Here is a 22247-nt window from a genome sequence, read left to right as displayed (position 1 = left end):
AGTAGATCGCTCAATAGCTGTTGATTTATGATGCTAAAAATTCAAACTTATTGATGTTTACTGCTGTGATGTAGGCAGGTAGGCGTTTTGTAGAAACGTCCTTGCTTTGTCTGCAATGTCTTTCCATGAGTTGCTGGCATTGCTAGCAAGAGGTGAAGAAACGATCCCTGCAACAATCACGTTGGCATTACGTAAAGCATTTTCACTGTCTAATTGAGTCAATACATCTCGAAGAGACTTCATATCTCCATACAAAGACTGCCAGTGCACTTGAACTTTGCGTACATTAATCAGCGCAGTTTCAATTTTTTCGTTCATGCCTTCCACTTGACCTTTGGCAATTTGATAAGAGGCCGCTAGACTCATCGCGTGAGCGAGTTCCTTATTCGCCGTCTCAATTTGAGATTCTACTTTATTAATCTCGCTCTTTACTTCCTCTAACTGAGCACCTTGGATACTACCGCCAATGATTAGCCCAAGTATGCCGCCAAGACTACTTAAGCCAATACCAGTTTTTAAATCACTCTTTTCATCATTCAGATCGTTAAGTCGTCGTTGTAATGTGCTAATTCGGTCACGTATATTAGCTGGCTGGTCTTTGTTTAAAATGTCCTCAAAAGTGCCTTCTAGTGTATTTAATTGTCCAGAGTGTGTAGTTAAATCTCCTTGAAAGGAAACAAGTTGATCTACCACTATTTGGGTTTTTGTTAGATTACCATCAACAAAATTCATGAAGGTGTTTAGAAATGAAATCGCTACTTGTCTGCTTTGCTCAGCAGCTTGCAAATCTCCGCTTAGCGACGCGTTATGTAGCTTTGTTAGTTCGTCAATAAATGGTTGAATTAGCAATACATGGGTATCGGAGTAATTCGCTAATTTTGTCGCAAGATCAATGATGCTAGGATAAAGCTTATGATTCCAATTCTGACCCGACGCATTGATTGATTCAAAGGTTGTCATCAGTGCAATGTAGTCGTTATTTAGAGGCGTATCTACTGGATATCGCGTCGCACTTCTAAAGGCAGCTTCGTTATTAGGTAAACTAACAGCTGACTCAGCAAAAACTTGAATTGTATGCCATTGCTCCTGAGTAAGTAGGAAGTCATTCGACCCAACATCTATAAACAGCGGTGAACCTTCGATATCGCCTTGAAGTGTATCGTACATAATTGGTGAAATTTCTGGGACGTTGGTATTCGCCGTAGCAAGCTGACTAAGCCCAAATAGCTGTAGTGATGTTACGATAGCGATTGCGCTTTTCTTTAACTTAATTGATTTCATCTTTCATATTCCTTAATCAATCGGTGTTCTAACTGTTAAGTTGCACTAGACCTCTTTTGGTCTCTAAAGATGCAACTGAAGATAAAAGTGCATGTAGTTAAAATGTTAACCAAATGTACTTTTAATATTATTGATATAGGGACAATGAGAATGGAAGAACTTCTACACTTTCTAACAAATTGAGGGGTTTAGTTGCATTTCCAATAACACTAAATAACATGGCATACAATCTACAAAACAACAAGTTAAGTAAATGAAAGTTAACAAAAACGAGCTACAACCTAGCCATCCATAGCTATAGATGTAGAGGGTTTTGTTACAGACAGATAGCCAACAGTTTATTTTTACAGCTACTTTAGCTCAAAATTCAATCTCAATTAAATTGTTTCATAAAATCGAACTCAATGTTTCTACCGCTGTAAATGAGACGCACATTCTTTGTTGAAAAAATAAATTCAATCTATTATCAGCCATCTGATCTTAGTCAGAAAAATTAAATTAACTGCCCGTTAGGACAACCACTTAAAGTTATCTAAATGACTTAAAAATTCAAACAAGATTAAATCTAAAACGATTAAGGGAATTATCAATAACCACTTTTAGCTAGGTTGGGAAAGTGACGCTGAATTTGGTATAGACCATAAAGTACATTTCATTTATAACTATTAAAAATACATGTTTAATTTATGTAATATTTATGTAATTTTATTTAGGTGTGGCGGTCTTTATCTTATAAAGTAACGTGAAAAGAGAAGTCAAAATGAACAAACTAAGAAGAATGATGATATTTAAGGGGGTGGTAGAGTCAGGATCACTGACCAAAGCCGCGGAGAAGTTATCTTTGTCTAAATCAGTGATCAGCCAACATCTCAAGAAACTAGAAGAAGAGATAGGAACACCACTATTATACAGAAACACACGAAGCCAATCATTGACCAACGTTGGTAAAGACTTCTATGCGTATTGCCTTGAAATCAGCCATTTATCAGAATTAGCTTGGGAAAAAGCAAGATCTAAGCAATCAGTACTTGCAGGACAGTTAACAGTGACAACATCCTATGCTTTGATGCAAACCATCGTTGCACCTGCACTATGTAAGCTGATTAAAACGCATCCTAAGATCCGCTTGAATTTAATTAATGAAGATCGCCCTCTCAATCTAGTGGAGCGGGGGATAGATCTTGCTGTTAGAGTGGGAAAAAGCACAGATGTGGAGCAATCACAGCAATATATTGGTTCATTTAGAGACGTTCTGTATAAAGCAAAGGACAGTGAATTTAACGACACCACCGCTCCTTACATTGCAAACTCTTGGGAAGGTAAAGTCACAAATTATGAATTTATCCATACAACACAAAATATCGTTAAACCGCTTTCATTCAAAGCACATCACAAAACCAATTCCGTTAGCGATACAATAGGGCTCATTGAAAGCGGTTTGGGTATCGGGTTAGTGCCAGAAATCATCGCATTTAATAATCATAACCTGGAGCGAGTAGATCCCGAATTCGAGCTGGAAAAAGTGGAAGTATTTTGTATTCATAAAGGTAGTACTGATGTACCAGCGACGATACGAATTGCGCAAAGTGCTATTAAAAGCTATATGGATGCTCATCAATTTGTATTGAAAAATGCTGCGATGCACTAGTGAGCGTCAGATGGAATGTTGTCCTCATTTGCGTTACTAAGAATCTACGTTATGCTTGCAGTAGTTTAAGAAAATTATTTCACTCTAAACATGAAGTTAAAGGAAAATCTATTCTCCCGTTGTGCCTTGGTATTTGGACTAATATTGTTTGCGATAGTGAGTCAAAGTACACAAGCGAAAATAACCATTGCGGTTGTAGGCAAAACTAAAAATGACACCTTTTATGAACAATCGTATAAAGGGTGTGTAGACTTTGCGAAACAACATCCAAATGTAGAATGTATCTACGATGGTGCAGACGACTATCAAGATTTTAGAACGCAAAGCCTTATTATTAACGAACTATTGAATGAAAAGGTAGATGGGTTATTAATATCAACTACCGATTCACACTATCTCGTGTCCCGTTCACTCAAAAAGGCGAAGCAATTGAAGATCCCAGTGATCACTTTTGACTCTGACCTTTTAACAGAGCATAAAGATTACCGTCTCGCCTATGTAGGAACCGATAACTTTGCATTTGGTGTTGCACTAGGAGAAGCCGCCAAGCCTTATAAAAAGGCGGCGCTTCAATCGTTTTGTATTCAAACAGGTCATCACTCAACACCTAATTTAGATAAAAGAATTAAAGGCGTTAGATATGCTCTTTCTACACATACAATAGACAATCTTACAAAAACAGAAAATGATCTCAAACAGGGGTGGCAAGAGTACGAACGATGCCCACTTTATACTATGGGTAAACGAGAAGATGCGATAAGCCAACTATTGACCTTGCTAAGTTATGAAGCCCCCCCGATTTTTATTGCTGTAGCAGGCTTCGCCCAATTTCACTCTAATTATATTGAACGCGTATTGCCATACAAAGAGAAGATCAAAAATAACAATGCAGTGATCATTTCCGCAGATACAGAAGAGATGCAACTTAAAGCTTTGGAAAAGGGACTTTCAACAATCAACATTGGCCAAAACCCCTATGAAATGGGCCGAAAAGGAGCGGAATTGCTTTATAATACGATAGCGCTTGGCCAGACACCTTCCGAGGATAACTACTACTTAGACTTTCATTACTGCAACCAAACAAACACTCTTAGATGTACCATTAACCACTAGCTTTAATAACTTTGTTATACGTAGCCTTAAACTTCAGTCAAAATGACGGATAGGTTTCGACATCTATTTTCCACGCAAAAAAAACAATACTAAAGTAGTAGTTCAAAAATCTATTTCGAGAAGTAAAACATCATAAAATCTGGTTTTTCGGTTATTCATTGACCGCCAACCAAAAAAATACGACAATGGTAGTATATTGAGTGATGTTAATGTAAACAAAAAATTTACATTAACTCTATTTTATTGGAGTGGCTATGAAACTTAACTTTGCAACCTTAGCGTTAATGTCAGTTATTGGTACAGCAAGTGCTGCCGACAATTTAGTCGTTAACGGCTCGTTTGAAACATCAGGCAATATTTCTGGTGATTGGGCGTTATTTGATAATCTCCAAGGTTGGAGCAGAGAAGGTGCCAAATTCGAAATTCAAAAGCAAAGCCTTGGTATTATCGTACCTCAAGATGGCAATCAATACCTAGAGCTTGACTCGACTGCAAATTATACAATCTACCAGAATATCCCAACAATGGCTGGTAAAAAGTATAAAGTGAGTTTTTATTACTCACCTCGAGTAGTAAACAATAATTCAACTAATCGCGCACGTGCATGGTTTGGCGATAATACACTAGTAACGATGAATGCAACGACCCGTGGCTGGACAAAGTACGAGTATACGGTTGAAGCGACAGGTAGTTCGACGCAGTTACGTTTTCAGGGTTTAGGCACTTCTGACTCATATGGTGCGTTATTAGACAACATCGTCGTGACAGAAGAGGAGGAAGTTACACCTCCAGAGCCGCCAGTAACCTGTAAAGTAGGCGTGTATGGCATAAATAACTTTGGTGAAGACAGCAATAGCTACGTTTATAAATTCGACATGGTAAATGGTACCTATGAATACGTTGACGGCATCGCTAACACAGCCTCAAATATTGCTGCGCACAATGGCGCGCTTTACTTTATGGAACAAAACGACAGTGCAACTAAGGCGTCATCACTTTGGAAAGTTTCATTAGATAGTGCAGAGCAGACTCTAGCTGCTAATGCGGTTTCATGGCCATTATACCGTTCAGCAGTAACGCCAGACGGTACTAAATTACTCGCAAGCAGCAAAACTTATCTTTATGAGTTTGACATGCAAACAGGCGCAAAAACAGTGCTTGGTAAACTAAGCTATGCAGATGATGACTTCTCACATGGTGATATCGCATATTCAGCAGATACAAACGTGATTTACGTACTAACGGGTAAAGCACTTTACACGCTAGATAAAGGCGACATGACTTTAGATCTTGTTGGCGAGCATGGTGTAAATTGGGCATCAGGTTTAGCAGTAAACTCAGATGGCACATTATACGTGTCTGGTCGTAACTCAGGTGAAGATGCGAAGATCTACACACTAGATCCAAATACGGCACAAGCGACCTTTGTTATGGATGGCCCAGAGCACATCAACGACTTAACGTATGTAGCTAATTACTGCGAATAGGTCTAAAACAGCAATAAGCAAGGCGAAATAAGCAAGGCGAGGGGAAACTCTCGCTTTTTTTGTTTATAGCCAAAGTAGTTGATTGTTTTATATTAGAAGATTAAGTTTGTAAAGACCTTAGCGAAGCCGCTTTGATACTTCCAAGACATATAAAATCTGTAAGATAAATAGACTGGTTAGCGTGTCTAATCCTGCATTCTCTCTAAAACCTCTTTTTGAATTTCTTCTTTACTCGGCCTGCCAATTTCTAAAAGAGGAAACACAAAGTGAATAACAGTTCCTTTTTTTGAGCTTTTAATACTCAACTTGGCTTTATAACTTTTCGCAATTTGTTTTATGGTATATATCCCTAATCCGAAATGAAGTCGTGAATAAAGCGCCATTCCCTTACCATTATCAGAAATCATGACATGAATTTGATCTTGTTGTTTGCTAATGGACAGGCTGAGTTGTGTTGCTTTTGAATGTTTAAGCGAATTATCAACACAATGGTAGGTTACGCTGTAAATGTCCTTTTCCAACTGTTTTTTAAGTTGTGTCTCACCAATGGAAATATTGAAATCGAGATTCATATCACTCATATATGAACAATGAGCCTGCAACATACTGATAGCAACGCTCAGTTTTTCTTTGCCAAGTGCCGCATGACCTCGTGCCAATGGTTCGAGCTTCAAAAGTGCTTGGTCGAGTTTGTCTAAACCTTCTGAAATCGTAATGTCACCACCGCTACACAACTCTTTAGCCTCGGCAACTTTAAGGACAGCATCACTCAAGTCTTCTTTTTGGTATTGGCGTTGATTATTCCTGAAAACTTTATGAAAACTCTGCACCCAAATATATATATACACAGAAATCGCAATTACTAGGATAAAGATCAAAGTAGCATACATTGAAATAGCTAAAGGTGTTGAATACCACGGCGCAGCCACGTTAAAAGTCAGCGCCGTAACGTCACCGTAGCGTCCCTTATTCTCAACCCTAAATAAAATATCGTATCCCCCTGGCTTTAGATTGCTAAGTTGCATTCCTGCAGCTAACAATTTTTGCCATCCAGTATCGTTTATGTTTGCTTCAAACGAGTTGACATGCTGATCTACAAAATTGTAGTCACTAATCGTTATTTCAATAGCTGAATGCTGACTAACCAGTTCAGAAAACTCCAAATAGGTTTTACCATCCAGAGTGACACTTGTTACCTTTGGAGCGTAAAGATCGACTGAAGGTGCCGTTGTGAGCTCAAATATAAAATCTGAACTAGCAGCATAAAGCTTATCGCCCAGAACCTTAAGACTTCCTATCGTAAAAGAGTGCGCTTTTGTTCCAGGTACCAATTTTGTATGATCCGCCCCCCTTTCTATAATGTGGACACCATTGTTGGTCGCTAAATACAAATTGTCATTAAACTCCACAAACTCCTTAACAAAATTTGGTGAACTTAACTTTTGCCAAACTCCACTATTGGGTTTAAACCAGACACCTTTTCCATAAGTCGCTGCAAATAGGCCTTCCTCTGTAACATAGCTATCAGTGACAACTACACCATCTTCAAATAGACTACGCGTCCAGTCTTGTGTATCAACAATCAACAAACCTTGTTTGGTGCTTGCATAGATATAGTTCCCACTATGATTAATGTCTAAAACTTCTAAACTAGGAAGCAATTGTCTAAGCTTTTTATCTACTATCAATTCTAAGTGTGAATCAACTTCTACAACCCCATAACCATTTGTCGCGATATGTAAATTATTATCGATCACTGAAAAATTTAGCACATAATCATCATGGACTTTTGTTACCTTCTTACTCGCTAAATCCACAAAATATGTACCCACATTGGTTCCTATCGCGAGACCGCGATTGAATAGTTGAAAGGCCGTGACCTCAAATGCCTGTGCAGATATTTGATTATTTAACCAAGTTAATGGCTCAAAATGATTTCTGTCGGCTTTTTGAAAAATGCCTTTTGTAGTGCCAACCCACAATTCTCCAGCAACGCCCTCAAGTACGTTGTATTTAGACCCTAAAGACAATTCAGAAGACTTAAGACCAACTTCAATAGGCTCGAATGTGTTTAGACCTAAACCCCACACCCGATTTTTACCATCTACATGTAACTTGCTGTAGTTTTTCTTCTTAGTATTGATACCGGTTCTCGTAATGTTTAGGTCTGAGAGTGTGATTTCATTGACACTATCGTTATCTGTAAAATAGATAAAATAGGGGGCAGCAAATACTATATTATCAGCATTGTGTATTTCCATATTTGAGATAAGCTGCTGCTGTAGGGTAGAGAAGTAACTCAACCTATTATTAACAAAGTAGACAACACCATGCGGTGTTGCCGCTAAATTTCCGTTATCAATGCTTAGTGCTTCAACGGTTTTAATTACACCATCTTGTACTATAAACACGCCATCTCTGGTCATTAGGTAGGCCAAATTTGCAAACGCGTCAATGTCTAAAACTCGGCTTGAACTGCTGTATATTGTACTAACTACTCCAGAATCTAGATCAATCCTTTTAACATCATATTTTCCTAAAGTGAAAAGCGATGAATTTGTTAATGCTAGTTTTGTCGCTTCCACAGACGCTATTTTTTTCGATTCTAGACTTGTTAGATTCGTGACCCAAACGTCACCATTAGAGTACAAAGAAAACAAAGTCTTATGTTTCAGTTTAATATCACGAACTAAACCGCTTGGTAATCCAGCTGCTTTACTTAAAGGAAGAAAATGACGACCATCGTATCTATATACTCCATTGTGCGAGGACAAATAAAAATTATCGTTTGAGTCATGAACGACGCCATTTAGATGTTCAAATTGGAACGCTTGCAACTGCAATGAAAGGGCAGTAAGAAATAAAAATACGAAGATACGCATGAGACAATCCATTTATTAAATGCGGCCAACCACAAGAGCTGGCCTTACTTCCTAGTTGACCTCGTACGCATTGTGATCTCTTACACCACAACCCGCTACGACGATAGGCAAATCGATCTTAGTTTCTCCAGATGCCGTTTTATCAACTATATTACGCTCCATTGTAACACTCTTTAAGCCTTTGTTAAGTTTTTGATTGTCATCTTGTGATTTTTCCCAATCAAATTGCTTTTCACGCTCTGCAAGTACAAACAAATAGGTGGGTTTACGAGGATCAGATTCATTCTTTTTATTATTCCAAGAATGCATTACCGCTTCGCCGGCTTCAACACCATATAAATGTGTGTAGGCTGCCGCTAATAGCTGAGCTCCAGAATCACTCATCACCATAAGCGCCGTATTTTTATAGTCGCTACCACAATCGAATGACACGTCTACATTTAATGTAGAACCATCAGGCAACAGCAGATCGGCATTCATCCTAGAAACTCGAGCACGGTCTTCTAGTGGAGTTAGGGCGTTAGCCGCACTAATACAAAACATAGTTGCAGCGATTGGAAGTAGTATCTTTTTAAACATAGAGATTTCCTTTTAGTCATAAAATGCGTCCCTTCATCAACAGTTTCAACCAATACGTTATTGAGTCGTATCTAGAGAATTTCTCCTACAACAATGACATGGATTGTTTAAGTGTTAGAAGGCCACGCTACGGTATGCAGATCTCGCATGAAAACATAATTTGCAAGGCCACATCTACCATCTTATTTGCAGCTAAAATATCTTCAACTACAAAAGTACTGTGAGCTTAATCTTTAAAGATCTTCTCTCTACTATTGTTGATCTGTAGAGCACCAACTGTAAACACTTAGTTAAGAGCTAATTTTTTATTTTATAATACCAACTCATAGTAGACGATGCTTTTTGCTAATGATTACTACAACGGCTAAAAACGTTACTAGCTTATGGAGATGCAACTTTAATTGTGCTCTGGACAACAGCATGACTGATGATATGAATACTAAAGTTGCTGTTGTAATGCGACGAAAGAAATTAGTGGTGATTTTTCAAGTATCTTCTTTAATTGCATCAATGACAGCAGCGTCTGCATAAAGCCAGTCCCGCTCTGGCCGATAATAGGTTGTGTACTCTGTTTCGTACTTAAGGCCTCTTGGTCTCCACAAGTATCCGTCGCGACAAATTCGAAAATCTTGCCACTTTGGAAGATAATAGATAGGAAAACAGAGAAAACTTATAAAAACAGGGCTTTGATATAGTATTTGGGTTGAACAAACATCCGTCATTTTGCGGGAGTTTACGCTATTTAACATAATATAAATTATAGGATTATTTATACAGTATTGCACAATACGTATCTGAATTACTATAATATGTCCAATACTAACCAATATCGGACTTACATGATTTTACCACTAGTTGATACCTTAAAGCAGCTAAGGTATCAAATCGCCCACCTTGAAGATGATACGCTTGCGCATGAGTATCCTGAACTGACAAAGTTCTTGGCTAGTCATGGTAAATCACTACCGGTACATAACGAGTTGCAGTTCTTATTTCAGTTTTTGTATGTTTACGGTCGTAAGTCTGAAGCAACTTTTAACCGTTTTCGTAATGAGCTTGAGCGCTTTTATTTATGGTCGTGGCTGGTTGCTGAGAAGTCAGTGTTTGAGCTAAAACGCGAAGACATCGAAGCGTATGTAGATTTTGTGGTAGAGCCAGATAAAGCATGGACGCAAACTTCTGTACAGTGGCGTTATAAGCAAAATCAAGGAATCCGTCAGGTTAACGAAAATTGGCGGCCATTTGTTCTCAAAGAAAACGGCGCTAGCCAGCAAACGTTGGCCGCGATGTTTACCGCGCTGAATGTGTTTTACAAGTTTGCTATTTTAGAAGAAAAGTCGTTCGCTAATTTTGTTCCGGTGGTTAAAAAAAATAGCCCTTATTTAGTTGTTCAATCGCAAATCAATCTTCCTGATACGCTGAGTGATTTGCAATGGGAATATGTTTTTGGTGTAACTCGTGATTTAAGTGAACAGCAACCAGACCTTGAACGGAATCTCTTTGTATTAGCTTGTTTAAAGGGTTTGTATTTACGTATTTCAGAGCTGTCAGATCGCCCTCATTGGTCACCGGTAATGAGCCATTTTTGGCAGGATCAAGATGATTTTTGGTACCTAAGAATTATGGGTAAAGGCAATAAGCTAAGGGATGTAACGCTTAGCGAAGACTTTATCAGCTATTTAAAGCGTTATCGGCAGTACCGAGGATTAAGCGCCCTGCCTCGCGTTGATGAGCCCTACCCCATTGTTCATAAACTAAGGGGCCAAGGCGGTATGAACGTTCGTCAATTACGCCGTATTGTTCAGCAAAGTTTTGACTTAGCAGTGGCTAAACTAAAAGAAGATGGTTTTACGGAAGAGTCAGAGCAACTCGAAGCCGCAACTTCACACTGGCTAAGACATACAGGTGCAACACATGATGCGCAACACCGCCCGCTAAAACATCTATCTGAAGATTTAGGTCATGCCAAAATCGCGACAACCGATCAAATTTATATTCAAACCAATATTAAAGAACGCGCCAAATCGGGCTTAAAACGAAAGATTTAAATATAAGAAAAAGGACATTCGAGAATGTCCTTTTGAATCTTCAATGAATAAGTGCACTATGCTAAAACTCACTTACGCTTAAAACGAACAATCAACTCGTGCATTTCTTTAGCAGTCGATTCTAGGTCTTTACTCTCTTGATGCACTTTGTCCGCGCTATCTAGGCTGTTGTTTGCAAGCTGTGCAATGTTTACGACTTGCTGATTAATGTCATCAGACACGGTCGCTTGTTGCTCAACAGAAGTTGCAATTTGCATCGACATATCACTAATCTGGATAACAGCTTGGGTGATTTGTTGTAGCATATCGGTGCTTTGATTCAGCTGTTCAATACCATGGAGCGATTCTTCTTGGCCTTGCTGAGCAATATTTACTGACGCTTGTGTGCTGCTGGTTAGCTCTTCAATAATTGCATGGATCTCTTTAGTCGACTCTTGAGTACGCTGTGCTAGATGTCTAACTTCATCAGCAACTACTGCGAAGCCCCTACCTTGTTCACCAGCTCGCGCAGCTTCAATTGCTGCATTTAGTGCTAGCAAATTAGTTTGCTCAGCGATTTGTTCGATAATCTGTGCGGCTGCAGCAATTTTATCAGTTTGCTTAGAGACGCCTTCAACAGAATTGCGGATATCGGCAATGGTATTACTTAAATCACCAAAAGCAATTTTGGTTTTATTAGCGATCTGTTCTGTTTGAGAAGTCAAATCAAGGGAGTTCTGAGCATCTTTAGCACTCAATTGCACGCTGTTAGAGACATCGTTGATGGTTGTTGTCATTTCATTCATGGCAGTGGCAACAAGCTCAGTCTCAGTTTGCTGCTTTTGTAAATCGGCATAAGTTGCTCGCGCTTCTTTACTCGCCGTATGCGCTCCTTTTGATACGTTTTGCGCCGCATGTTCAACACGCGTAAGAATTGTATCTAGGTGTGCCCTTTCGCTCTTTAAGCGGACTTGGATTGATGCCATAGTACCATCCCAAGTCGAATAAACTTGCTCAGATATCTCATCGCAAAAACTGTGCGCCAACTCAAATTCTAGTCTTCTCAGCTGTTCTTTATCGCGCCAAGTTGCATAGGCTGAATATGCCAGCATATTTGCCATCAACCAAAAAAATCCTGCAGACTCAGAAGCAAAATACCAAAGTGCCAGTGACGAGACGATGTTAAATACTGGCCAAACGACACGTAATTTGGGAAGACTGAAACTGCTTCCTTTATTAGTATTTACGTTTGTATAAAGTTGACTTGCCCGTTCAACCGTAGCCCTGTCTGGGCAGCTTCTAACCGACTCATAGCCAATGATTTTGCCATTTTCTGTTATTGGGGTTACATAGGCATCAACCCAATAGTGATCGCCATTTTTGCAGCGGTTTTTTACGATCCCCATCCATGGCTTACCTGTTTTAAGCTGCGTCCACATGGTTTGAAACGCCACAGGTGGCATATCTGGATGTCGTACTATATTATGAGGTTGGCCAACTAACTCATCACGGGAAAATCCACTAACATCAATAAACGCTTGATTGCAGTCAACAATATTACCTTTCAGATCAGTGACGGAGATGAGTTTTACATCGCGAGAAAAGGTTTTTTCTCTTTGGGTTACTGGGTGGTTGGTTCTCATTAGACATGTCCAAAACTAACAAAAAATTGATTTTCCCTTAAAGATTTGCAGGAAAATACGCCCTCAATCCATGAATAGCAATAGAGAAGGGATTAATTAACGATAATTACAACTATAGTGTGAGTTAATTTTAGGCGCAAATTGATTTATGCCAGTTTAGATCGAAATTAGGCTTACTCCCGTATAGCCTTTCTTGTAAAATAATCCTATTAAAATGATAATCTAAGGAGCGTTAGGTGTCTCGCTTTTCAGCCATAACAGATAACCCCCATGAAGGCCGATTTAATTCCAAAACGGGTATTCTTATTACAAATTTAGGTAGCCCAGATGCACCAACGGCTAAAGCACTTAGAGTTTATCTCGCTGAGTTTCTTTCCGATCCCCGTATTGTCGAAATTCCAAGACTAATTTGGTTAATGATTTTGCATGGCATAATTTTACGCGTTCGTCCTAAAAAATCTGCACACGCCTATCAGTCAATTTGGACTGATGAAGGCTCACCTTTGATAACCATTAGTCGAGCGCAAACTGATAAAATAGAGAAGCAATTACGCAGTGAAGGTTTTGAAGGCATCGAAGTTGAGCTTGCCATGCGTTATGGCAACCCGTCAATTGAATCAGGGCTTGAGAAGTTAAGAGAAAAAGGCATCACACGAATTATCATTGTGCCGCTATATCCTCAATACTCCAGCGCGACAACAGGTTCAACCTTTGATCAGATCTCAAAGGTGCTAAGAGGTTGGCGCTGGGTACCAGAGCTGCATTTTATTAATGGCTATCACAAACATCCGCTTTATATTGAATCTTTAGCTAATTCAATTAGAGAAGATCTTGAGGCGAATGGAGAGCCAGATAAATTGGTTTTTTCTTATCATGGAACACCAAAGTTATTTTTAGATAGAGGCGATCCGTATCATTGTTTTTGCCAACAAACGACTCGCTTAGTCGTTGAAAAACTTAATCTTGATAAAGAAAAAGTGATGACCACCTTCCAAAGTCGTTTTGGTAAAGCAGAATGGTTGCAACCTTATACGGACAAAACACTTGAGAGTTTTCCGAGTCAAGGTATTAAAAACGTCGCAATTTTAAGCCCAGCTTTTAGTGCCGACTGCTTAGAAACACTCGAAGAGTTAGAAGTTGAAAACCGTGAGGTATTTGAGTCTGCTGGCGGCGAAAAGTATCGTTATATTCCTGCGCTAAACGACCGTGATGATCACATTAAAGCGATCACAGCGCTGATAAAACCACTGTTGTAATAAAGACGCAGAAGCAATCTGCTATTTCTGAGGTGTGATATCAAAATATCACACCTTTATTTTTCTAATGCACTTTGTGTTTGTTCAGCAAAAGCGTCTGTTGTGAGTAACTCAAGGCAGGCATCTATTGGTTTTGCGGGGCTGTAAAAGAATCCTTGAATGTGATGACAACCAAGCTCTCGTAACTTTTCGAGTTGAGTAAACTGCTCTACCCCTTCGGCTATCACACCAATTCCCAACTTATCACTGAGCTTAATGAGGCAGTCTATCATTACTTGTTTGTTGTAATCAGACATTAAGCTGTCGACAAAGCTCTTGTCTATTTTTAGGTAATCCACTTGATTTTCTATCAAGTTACTTAATGATGAATAGCCAGTACAAAAATCGTCAAGTGAAACCTTTATCCCATGCTCTCTTAGTTGATTAAGCGTTTTCCAAGTATAGCGATTTGTAGCAAGCGATTCGGTAACTTCAATGGTAATTGCTTCATACGGGATCTTGGCTTTTTCAATGGCAGAGGTGATTAGCTTCACCTGATTAATACTGGCTTTAAACTCACTAACAGAGCGATTAATAGAGATCCCAACCTCTGTAAAACCAGCTTGGTGGATTTTTGCTAAGTCTTGACAACTACGCTCAAGTACAAACTGTCCAACTAAATGAATAAGACCAAATTCTTCGGCGATAGGAATGAAAGTACTTGGTGATACCATTCCGTATTCATCATCAAACCAACGTACTAGGGCTTCAAACTTTGTGATGTGGTTGGTATCAGCATTAACGATCGGTTGATAATAAACAGTAAGCGCTCCTTCTTTCAGTGCCTGCTTTAACTTGTCTTTAAGCTTTATTTTATTTAAATAGGCATTTTGAATTGCTGCATTGTGTAATGCTACCTGTCCGCGCTCGGTCTTTTTCACGCTATTAAGTGCATGCGCTGCGTTTCTGAGTAAATTTGCTGCGGTGATCCGAGAGCCAGCTTCAAGCTGTGCAATGCCTGTAGAGCAAGTGACTTCTATGGTAATTTCATTAAATACATAGGGCTGAGAGAGTTTCTGTGAGAGCTTTTGAGCAATCTTTAGCGCGCTTTCTACATCGCTGCGCGTAAGTAGTAACGCAAACTCGTCACCACCGTACCTTGCGATAATATCATTTTGGCGAACCGCATTTTTCAATCGTTTAGCTACAGAAATAAGTACCTTATCGCCAATCTCCGGACCAAAAACATCGTTGACTTCTTTAAACCTATCCAAGCCAATAAAAAGCAGTGAGCAACTTGTATTGTTACTTCTTGAGCCCGATATTTGTTCTTCTAAGCGCTGCATAAAACTACGGCGATTTAATAGCGCGGTTAATGGTTCATGATTAGCGTAGAAGGTAAGTTGAGATTCATTACGCTTCCATTCAGTAATATCTCTAAAGATGCCGACGTAGTTAGCGACTTTACCTTGCTCATCCTTCACCACGCTCAGTGTTAATTCCTCTGGATAAATCTGACCGTTTTTGCGACGGTTGTGGATCTCTCCTTTCCAGTGACCAACCGTACTCAACGACGCCCACATTGCTTCATAGAATGATTTATCTTGCTTACCAGATGACAGCACCGCGGGGTCTTGGCCTAATAATTCGTAGCCGGTATAACCCGTTAGTCGCTCAAATGCACGATTTACCATAATGATTTTATTTTCATTGTTGGTGATCATAATGGCTTCTGTAGCATGCTCGAACACAACATTAGTGAGTTCGAGCTGTTTATTTAGCGATGAAATATAGCTAATATCTTGAATAGTCGCAGTGAATACAAGTTCATCGCTATGCTGCTCATCAGACTCTACTTGACCAATAATTCTTAATAACCCGTAGTGTTCGGTGCGAGAGGTCAACGAAACTTGTAAATCAACATGCCGAGTTCCACCTAGTTTGACTTTCTCTAAAGCTATCCGCAGTCGTTCACTATCTTCTATTGTGAGTTTATCGAGTAATAATGATAGAGATAGAGAATCAGTTTTTGTCTTAAGTAGATGATTAAGATGAGAGGAAAAGTAGTGTTTGTTCTGTTTAAGTTGCCACGTCCAAGTGCATAAGTCTGCTATTTGCTCGCCTTTTGCAAGTTGTTTGAGCAAAATTCCTTGTTTGGTCAATTCTAAATTATGGCTAAGCTCCGTTGAGATCAGGTGTCCTAATTCTTGAAACCATAGTTTTTCTTCTAGGCTGACTTGTTTTTCTTTATTAAACAAACAGACCATTATTCCTATGGGTGTATGATCTAATGCTCGCAAAGTTAAACCAAGATAACCCTCTATGCTTAAAACGCGAAGGATCTCATCCTCTTCATAAAGTTGCTGTAAACCACTTGTGACGCAACATACATCATTGCTTGCTTTAGCATCAAAACAAGGTGTCCCTTCAAGGTCATAAATAATATTATCGACTTCTTCACCATCCGCGAGGTACATCACGGTCTTTACACGCTTATCGTTATCGATAAATTTACCCACAAAACAATGATCCGCATCAAATCGTTCATACAACTGTTTCAATGCAAATTGATATCGCTGATTAGTGGATGTTAAATTGTAAAAATGGCTAAACGTTAAATTCATAGAAGTCTGTATGGCTCATTCCCGACCAAGATTTTTGTTTAATAAATAATAATAGCTTAATAAACTACATAGAATATAAATACAGATCAATAAATTTGCTTTGTGATGAGAAATTGAGTCTAGTGAAGGCAAGATAGCGCCGATTGGCGCTATCTAAGAAGAAAATTTGTTTATCTACAGTTGCGGTTGTACGTCCAAACCATAACCAAACATCACAGCGAGTACCAGTACAGTTGCCGCAGCGACCATGAGTTTAGCCATCAACGGCATACAGAATCTAAACCAATGTGTGTAAGGGACGCCAGCCATGCCGAGTATCCCCATTAATACCGCATTTGTTGGCACTATCATATTTGAGAAGCCGTCACCAAACTGATACGCAAGTACCGCAACCTGTCTTGGTACACCAACTAAGTCGCCTACCGGCACCATCAGTGGCATAGTCACATATGCCTGACCTGAGCCCGACGGAATGAACATGTTTAAAAGCGTTTGGATAAGTAACATACCAACGGCCGAAACTTCTGCAGCGACATAAGAAAGAGGAGTTGAAAGTCCATGCACAATCGTGTGAAGGATTTGACCATCTTCAAGAATAAGGGCAATACCACGAGCTACGCCAATAAGCACAGCAGTAGTGACCAAGTCTGAAACCCCCTCAATAAAACGGTTTGCAGCTTCGTCTGCTGAAAGTTTACCAAGAATTGAAATCACGACACCCCATGCGATAAATAAACCACCTAGCTCGTATAAATACCACCCCTGAGTGGCAATTCCCCAAACTGCACAAACAAGCGTCACAATAAAAGTAAGCAAAATAGTTCTATGACGACCGTTAAGCTGCGGATAGCTTGGCGCAGCCTGACCTGCCAGTGGGCAAGGCACATCTTTCATCATCGAGTGCTCAGGATTTTGTTGTACCTTTTTTGTGTAACTCCATACATGATGAAAGCCAATCAGTACAAATGGAACAAAAATAGCAAATCTTAACCATATACCCGAATAGACTGGTACTTCAGCAATTTGCTGGGCAATTAATACCGTAAATGGGTTGAATGCTGACACACCGTATCCAATACCGTAGCCTGCGATGATCATGCCAACGGCAGTCATGGCATCCAGCTTCATTGCCTTACAGAGCGCAACTAGAATCAGCACAAACGGAATGTATTCACCTGCAGTACCTATCGCACTTGAAGCGATTGCAAAACAAAACACCACCATAAAAATCAGCTTTTGTGGTTTATCGCCATTTTTCTCAAGTAAGCGACCGATCAATGCATCAACAGTGCCTGTTGCACGTGCAATTGCGAGTACACCACCCACTATCATCACAAAGAAGATAACGTCTTGCGCAGCAGCAAAAGCGCGAGGAATAGCTTTTAACAGATCCCAAGGAGTTAGTTGAACTGATTCTTCTGCAATGTGGTAGGTGCCAGCAAGTACAACTTGTCTGCCAGTGTCAGTGGTTGCAGTATCAAAAAAGCCTTGTGGAATAATCCAGGTCGACAGCAATGCAATTAACATCATACCTAGCAATAAGACTAGTGTATGAGGAACTTTCAATGTTTTTGCCATGGAAAGTACAGCTCCAAATTAGGTAACGGTAAAAATTGCAACGCATCTTACCGATATTCGGAGCAGATTTCACTTTTTAATATCGAATTTCCAATTATGCTACATTATGATTAGCTATAACGGCATGCTCTACGCGGTTTCTACCGTTAGCCTTAGCTTGATATAAACTACGGTCCGCTAGTTTAAGTGCGTGATGCAAATCCTCAGAGCACAGCGGCCAATGAGAGATCCCAAGAGAAATCGTGATATGTCCCGCCTCGCCAAACTCAGTTTCAGCGGTACATGCGCGCAGACGCTCAGCGATCCTATCTGCTTTGTCTATATCTACATGCGGTAGAAACATCAAAAACTCTTCTCCACCACTACGACATAGGTGATCTTGTTCACGTGCATTAGTGCGCATCAGCTCTGCGAGTTTTCTGATTACCACATCACCAACATCGTGGCCGTAAGTATCATTCACGTGTTTGAAGTGATCGATATCAAGCGCAATAATGCTAAACGGAGTTTGCTGCTCATAGGCATTCTCTAGCCACTTTTCCATTCCTCGTCTATTGAATAAATGAGTCAGCTGATCTTGCTTTCTTTCATCGTCAAAGCGCTGGATCTGTGCTCCTAAGTTCTTAACACTACTGTGCATTGCCTGATAAAGCCACGCGGCTTCATAATACCATGTGGATACATGTGGAAAATCGATGTTTCTGCCATCTTCCACTTGCTCTGATAACTTAGCTAATCGCCATAATGGCTTAGCAATTAAGGTTCCGAGTCCAAGCACACAAATTAACAAAAATACAGTAAATGGAATGGTAGTTTTGAGTACGTGCCGCATGGTGTTCGATAATTGTGACATCGTGACCTCTAATGGGCGTTGTGCCACGACCCCCCAACCACTCGTCGCTACGGAAGCATACCCAGCTAGCATTGCTACCCCTTGGGTATTGACGATTTGGGCGGAACCTGAAGTTTTGCTGAGTAATGATTCAACGACCTCATTTTTGGTGACGTCTTGCCCAATACGATGATCATCATGATGATAAATGAGTTTACCGTTGGGGCCGGTAACATAAATATAGGTTTTGTCTTGGTGATGATGGTTTGCTAATAATCGGCCTAAGATATTGTCACCTTTAAGATAAATCCCAGCTGCGATAAAACCTACGAATATTCCTTCTTGGTCAAACATTGGATGAGTTGGGCTCACCATCAAATTCCCAGCCGGCGAAACAAATGGACCTACAATAAAAGGGACTTTTTCACGAAGTGGCAAAGTTTCGACTTCATTTTTGAGTGTAGCTCCTATCACACCAAGTGAACTTGGTTGGGCACCGATAATTTCACCTTTTGCGTTTACTAACACGATAGAGTCAAAACTATGTGTCCTTGTAAGCATTTGACTCAACTCTTTATTAACCACCTCAGGGTTATCTAGCTGCGTCGCAATGGTTTCGCTCGACGCTTTTAGTTGCATCAATACTGATTGCAAGAAGAGATCGGTAACATCTGCTAACTTAGTTGCATAGGCACGATTTGCCTCTAGCGTATCTTTTACCATCACCTGTTTTTGCACTTGGTAGCTCGAAAACAACGCGTTTAGTAACGATGTAAATACGCATAATGTGGCAAGAATGAGTATCAGCTTTTTAAGGTCTAACCAATGTTTTGCTTTATTTATTTGTACCACTAAAAATTCTCTTTAATGTACTTCCATGACATTTTAGCTATTCGTTTGAGTGAAACAGTTAATCTATATCAAACTCTGGTCAGACCAATAACGAATTAGAACGTCCACATTCTGTGTGCCCGTATTATAACCACATGGTTAAAAATATTTAGTTTTTTGAACGGATTATTGGTATTGTCTCAGCTATCAGGTGTAAAATAATCTGAACATAAATACAGCGAAGTTCTTAATGAAGAAAAAGACTACCAATCCACTAGTTGGCCACTTTACACTTGCTTGCCTTGCGCTTGCGGCGATATGGATGTTCGTATCTGATAAAGATGCATTGCTTGTCCTTAATTCCTTGGTTCTTGTCTATATTGTATTTGCTTTAGCAAAACGGTTGATGAAATCTTCCAATAAAAAGTAACTTACTCTACTCACCTAGTTCAGAGCTAAGTTACGCATTAGCCCTGAACATCATAAATAGTTTGTTTTACTGCCTAACCAGCTTTAATAGATTTTCTCCCCTACTATCAAGCTCATTAAGTGGCTTAAGCCCCATAATGTGTGTAAGTGTTGGGTAAACTTCTAAATTGCTAGCTTGTTCTATCGTTACACCCGATTTAAAGGCGGGGCCACTTGCGACAAAAAATGCGGCCATATCAGGTGTTACCTCATACCCATGTGTACCATAATAGCCTTGCTTGCCTTTCTGCATAAAGACAATAGGTGCTTTTGCTTGCAGGATAATGTCACCGATACGAGAGGACTCACCGCCATTAAGTTGCTGTTTTCGCTCACTACTCAACACCTCATAACGACCCTCCGCTTTTTCACGTAACTGCTGTATAAGTGCTTTTGCTTCAAGTTTTTCTTCGCCTAGCGCATAAAGCGACACCCTCGTTCCACTGTTTTTGATAGTCCATTCTTTAGGTATATCTAGCTCTTCGAGGATCACAGCTTTGTCTGGCTCTATACTTGCCATACCATGATCAGAAACGAGTACTAGGTTCACTTTAATTTTGTCCTTTTTCAAAGCAGCGACAAAATCTCCGATTAAGCCATCAACAAATTGTACTGCTTCTCTCGTTTTTTCATGGTCTGGTCCGTATCCATGACCCATAGAATCCACTAGAGAAAAGTAGCTAGCGACAAACAATGGTTTTTCGCTTTTTGGTAATTTTAGCCAATTGTGTATTTCATTAAGACGATTCTTGTAATCGGCTTTCTTTGAATAATGATAGTAATAGTCAGGCGTCATACCATTGATTCTAGCGTCTGATTCTGGCCAAAAATAAGCGGCAGATTTATATCCATGCATTTTTACAAGATTCCATAAGGGAATACCACTTATCCAAGAGCTATCCATTTTACCCATCCCCATCTTATAACACTCATCACGCTTCTTATCGCAAAAGTAATTATCGACGATACCATGATTGATTGGTTTTAAACCCGTAACAATAGACAGGTGATTTGGAAATGTCTTAGTCGGATATTGAGGCCATAGCTTAGTCGCTCGGACGCCCTGCTTCGCAAGATTTGCAATATTCTTTGCATCGTGTTTTTCAATGTAGTCCCATCTAAATCCATCGATGGAGATCAATATGGTTGTCGCGCGCTCAGCAAAGGCAGTGCAACTAAAGATAGATAAGGTGAAAAGGAGGATTCTTAGCATGTATAAATTCCCGTGTCATGTGAGTACCGCTGCAAAAGTAAGAGGCTGTGCAGCATAATCCGTGTGATTGCGGCCGCATTAAATCACAATGATTTGAAATTTATATTGATTTGCGGTCAGTGGATGGCAATTATAGATATTCGGGGAAGGTTAACTTTCACTATGTTGTAGTTGAGCTTAATTAATGCTTGATCTAAGTCAAAGTGACCTTTATATTAAAGTTTCAATAATTACTGAAAGTTTAGAACAATGAACTTATCACCAAAAATAGAAAATTTTGTACTTCATTGCGGCGAAATGGGAAGCCGTTGGGGTTTCAACAGAACTATAGGACAAATGGTTGGTTTGTTGGTTATTAATGAAAAACCATTAACAGCGAACGAAATCGCCGATGCGTTAAAAATTTCACGCGGTAACGTGAGTATGGGAATAAAAGAATTGCAATCTTGGCAACTAGTTAAGGTGCATCATATTCCCGGCGACCGTAAAGAATACTACTCTCCAAACGGCTCTATTTGGGATCTCGCTAACCGCGTATTTGAAGAGAGAAGAAAAAGGGAAATCGACCCAACACTCACTCTACTTCGTGACCAAATCCTAGATAGCGCCAACTCACCTGAAGAAGTGTATGCACAGCAGCAAATGCAATCCATTCATGACCTACTTGAAACCGTCACTAAGTGGTCAGCGGAACTTCAACGCCTATCACCAGAGCAATTGCAATCGTTGATGAAGCTCGGTTCTTCTGTGAGTAAAGTAATAGATTTAAAGGATAAATTATTACGTAAGTCTTAAAGTGCGAGGTG

At 39.8% G+C, this 22247-nt stretch carries 14 protein-coding genes; 6 read left to right on the top strand and 8 right to left on the bottom strand.

The genetic code is table 11. The annotated features are described in order from the left end of the window. Nucleotides 1–57: 57 nt before the first annotated feature. A complete protein-coding gene (locus MHN30_RS07280; RefSeq protein ID WP_239359081.1) occupies nucleotides 58–1281 on the bottom strand; it encodes an alpha-xenorhabdolysin family binary toxin subunit A in 1224 nt (407 codons plus the stop codon). A gap of 760 nt (nucleotides 1282–2041) precedes the next feature. On the opposite strand from MHN30_RS07280, the gene MHN30_RS07275 reads away from it, so the two are divergent. The 3 genes from MHN30_RS07275 (at nucleotide 2042) to MHN30_RS07265 (ending at nucleotide 5529) form a co-directional block, all read left to right on the top strand. Next, the gene (locus tag MHN30_RS07275; RefSeq protein WP_130165501.1) at nucleotides 2042–2929 is read left to right on the top strand and encodes a LysR family transcriptional regulator; all 888 of its coding nucleotides are present in this window, start codon (nucleotides 2042–2044) and stop codon (nucleotides 2927–2929) included. A 156-nt stretch (nucleotides 2930–3085) separates the two neighbouring features. Further along, complete coding sequence (locus MHN30_RS07270; RefSeq protein ID WP_239359080.1) at nucleotides 3086–4042, top strand: substrate-binding domain-containing protein; 957 nt, start codon at nucleotides 3086–3088, stop codon at nucleotides 4040–4042. 254 nt (nucleotides 4043–4296) lie between these two features. After that, on the top strand, nucleotides 4297–5529 hold the full coding sequence (locus tag MHN30_RS07265; protein WP_239359076.1) for a DUF642 domain-containing protein: 1233 nt from the start codon (nucleotides 4297–4299) through the stop codon (nucleotides 5527–5529). Nucleotides 5530–5714: 185 nt separating this feature from the next. Here MHN30_RS07265 and MHN30_RS07260 read toward each other — a convergent pair whose 3' ends face one another. Together MHN30_RS07260 and MHN30_RS07255 are read right to left on the bottom strand one after the other, a co-directional pair. Continuing rightward, the gene (locus MHN30_RS07260) at nucleotides 5715–8411 is read right to left on the bottom strand and encodes an ATP-binding protein (RefSeq protein WP_239359074.1); all 2697 of its coding nucleotides are present in this window, start codon (nucleotides 8409–8411) and stop codon (nucleotides 5715–5717) included. A 51-nt stretch (nucleotides 8412–8462) separates the two neighbouring features. Next, nucleotides 8463–8990, bottom strand: coding sequence for a hypothetical protein (locus MHN30_RS07255; protein WP_130165498.1), 528 nt, complete (start codon nucleotides 8988–8990; stop codon nucleotides 8463–8465). Between the two features lie 839 nt (nucleotides 8991–9829). Between MHN30_RS07255 and MHN30_RS07250 the strand changes: the two genes are divergently transcribed. Further along, the gene (locus MHN30_RS07250) at nucleotides 9830–11038 is read left to right on the top strand and encodes a site-specific integrase (RefSeq protein ID WP_239359072.1); all 1209 of its coding nucleotides are present in this window, start codon (nucleotides 9830–9832) and stop codon (nucleotides 11036–11038) included. 68 nt (nucleotides 11039–11106) lie between these two features. Here MHN30_RS07250 and MHN30_RS07245 read toward each other — a convergent pair whose 3' ends face one another. Next, nucleotides 11107–12660 (bottom strand): PAS domain-containing methyl-accepting chemotaxis protein, encoded by a 1554-nt coding sequence (locus MHN30_RS07245; protein WP_130165494.1) that lies wholly within the window; start codon nucleotides 12658–12660, stop codon nucleotides 11107–11109. A 236-nt stretch (nucleotides 12661–12896) separates the two neighbouring features. Between MHN30_RS07245 and hemH the strand changes: the two genes are divergently transcribed. Further along, nucleotides 12897–13916 carry a ferrochelatase gene (gene hemH / locus MHN30_RS07240; protein WP_069019249.1) on the top strand — a complete coding sequence of 340 codons (1020 nt, stop codon included), beginning with the start codon at nucleotides 12897–12899 and terminating at the stop codon, nucleotides 13914–13916. Between the two features lie 56 nt (nucleotides 13917–13972). On the opposite strand, the gene MHN30_RS07235 is transcribed toward hemH, so the two are convergent. The 4 genes from MHN30_RS07235 to MHN30_RS07220 all read right to left on the bottom strand — a co-directional run bounded on the left by MHN30_RS07235 (nucleotide 13973) and on the right by MHN30_RS07220 (nucleotide 21441). Further along, on the bottom strand, nucleotides 13973–16519 hold the full coding sequence (locus tag MHN30_RS07235; RefSeq protein ID WP_069019250.1) for a GGDEF domain-containing phosphodiesterase: 2547 nt from the start codon (nucleotides 16517–16519) through the stop codon (nucleotides 13973–13975). 174 nt (nucleotides 16520–16693) lie between these two features. Next, complete coding sequence (locus tag MHN30_RS07230) at nucleotides 16694–18097, bottom strand: TIGR00366 family protein (RefSeq protein ID WP_017216779.1); 1404 nt, start codon at nucleotides 18095–18097, stop codon at nucleotides 16694–16696. 94 nt (nucleotides 18098–18191) lie between these two features. After that, entirely contained in the window at nucleotides 18192–19781 is a 1590-nt protein-coding gene (locus MHN30_RS07225) for a sensor domain-containing diguanylate cyclase (protein WP_239359071.1), read from the bottom strand. Between the two features lie 475 nt (nucleotides 19782–20256). After that, on the bottom strand, nucleotides 20257–21441 hold the full coding sequence (locus MHN30_RS07220) for an ectonucleotide pyrophosphatase/phosphodiesterase (RefSeq protein ID WP_130165492.1): 1185 nt from the start codon (nucleotides 21439–21441) through the stop codon (nucleotides 20257–20259). A 249-nt stretch (nucleotides 21442–21690) separates the two neighbouring features. On the opposite strand from MHN30_RS07220, the gene MHN30_RS07215 reads away from it, so the two are divergent. Continuing rightward, entirely contained in the window at nucleotides 21691–22236 is a 546-nt protein-coding gene (locus MHN30_RS07215) for a MarR family transcriptional regulator (RefSeq protein ID WP_010605404.1), read from the top strand. Nucleotides 22237–22247: the final 11 nt, after the last annotated feature.

The sequence above is a fragment of the Pseudoalteromonas sp. OF7H-1 genome (genome assembly GCF_022347825.1).
GTDB classification, from domain to species: domain Bacteria; phylum Pseudomonadota; class Gammaproteobacteria; order Enterobacterales; family Alteromonadaceae; genus Pseudoalteromonas; species Pseudoalteromonas maricaloris.
The sequence above is the reverse complement of the archived record's forward strand: the minus strand, read 5'-3'. Positions and strand labels throughout refer to the sequence as shown.

Excerpts from the sequence above, each read along its gene's own strand:
- MHN30_RS07245 (WP_130165494.1), bottom strand. The coding sequence starts at position 12,660 with ATGAGAACCAACCACCCAGTAACCCAAAGAGAAAAAACCTTTTCTCGC.
- MHN30_RS07280 (WP_239359081.1), bottom strand. The coding sequence starts at position 1,281 with ATGAAATCAATTAAGTTAAAGAAAAGCGCAATCGCTATCGTAACATCA.
- MHN30_RS07230 (WP_017216779.1), bottom strand. The coding sequence starts at position 18,097 with ATGGCAAAAACATTGAAAGTTCCTCATACACTAGTCTTATTGCTAGGT.
- MHN30_RS07250 (WP_239359072.1), top strand. The coding sequence starts at position 9,830 with ATGATTTTACCACTAGTTGATACCTTAAAGCAGCTAAGGTATCAAATC.
- MHN30_RS07260 (WP_239359074.1), bottom strand. The coding sequence starts at position 8,411 with ATGCGTATCTTCGTATTTTTATTTCTTACTGCCCTTTCATTGCAGTTG.
- MHN30_RS07275 (WP_130165501.1), top strand. The coding sequence starts at position 2,042 with ATGAACAAACTAAGAAGAATGATGATATTTAAGGGGGTGGTAGAGTCA.
- MHN30_RS07255 (WP_130165498.1), bottom strand. The coding sequence starts at position 8,990 with ATGTTTAAAAAGATACTACTTCCAATCGCTGCAACTATGTTTTGTATT.
- MHN30_RS07235 (WP_069019250.1), bottom strand. The coding sequence starts at position 16,519 with ATGAATTTAACGTTTAGCCATTTTTACAATTTAACATCCACTAATCAG.
- MHN30_RS07215 (WP_010605404.1), top strand. The coding sequence starts at position 21,691 with ATGAACTTATCACCAAAAATAGAAAATTTTGTACTTCATTGCGGCGAA.
- MHN30_RS07220 (WP_130165492.1), bottom strand. The coding sequence starts at position 21,441 with ATGCTAAGAATCCTCCTTTTCACCTTATCTATCTTTAGTTGCACTGCC.
- MHN30_RS07265 (WP_239359076.1), top strand. The coding sequence starts at position 4,297 with ATGAAACTTAACTTTGCAACCTTAGCGTTAATGTCAGTTATTGGTACA.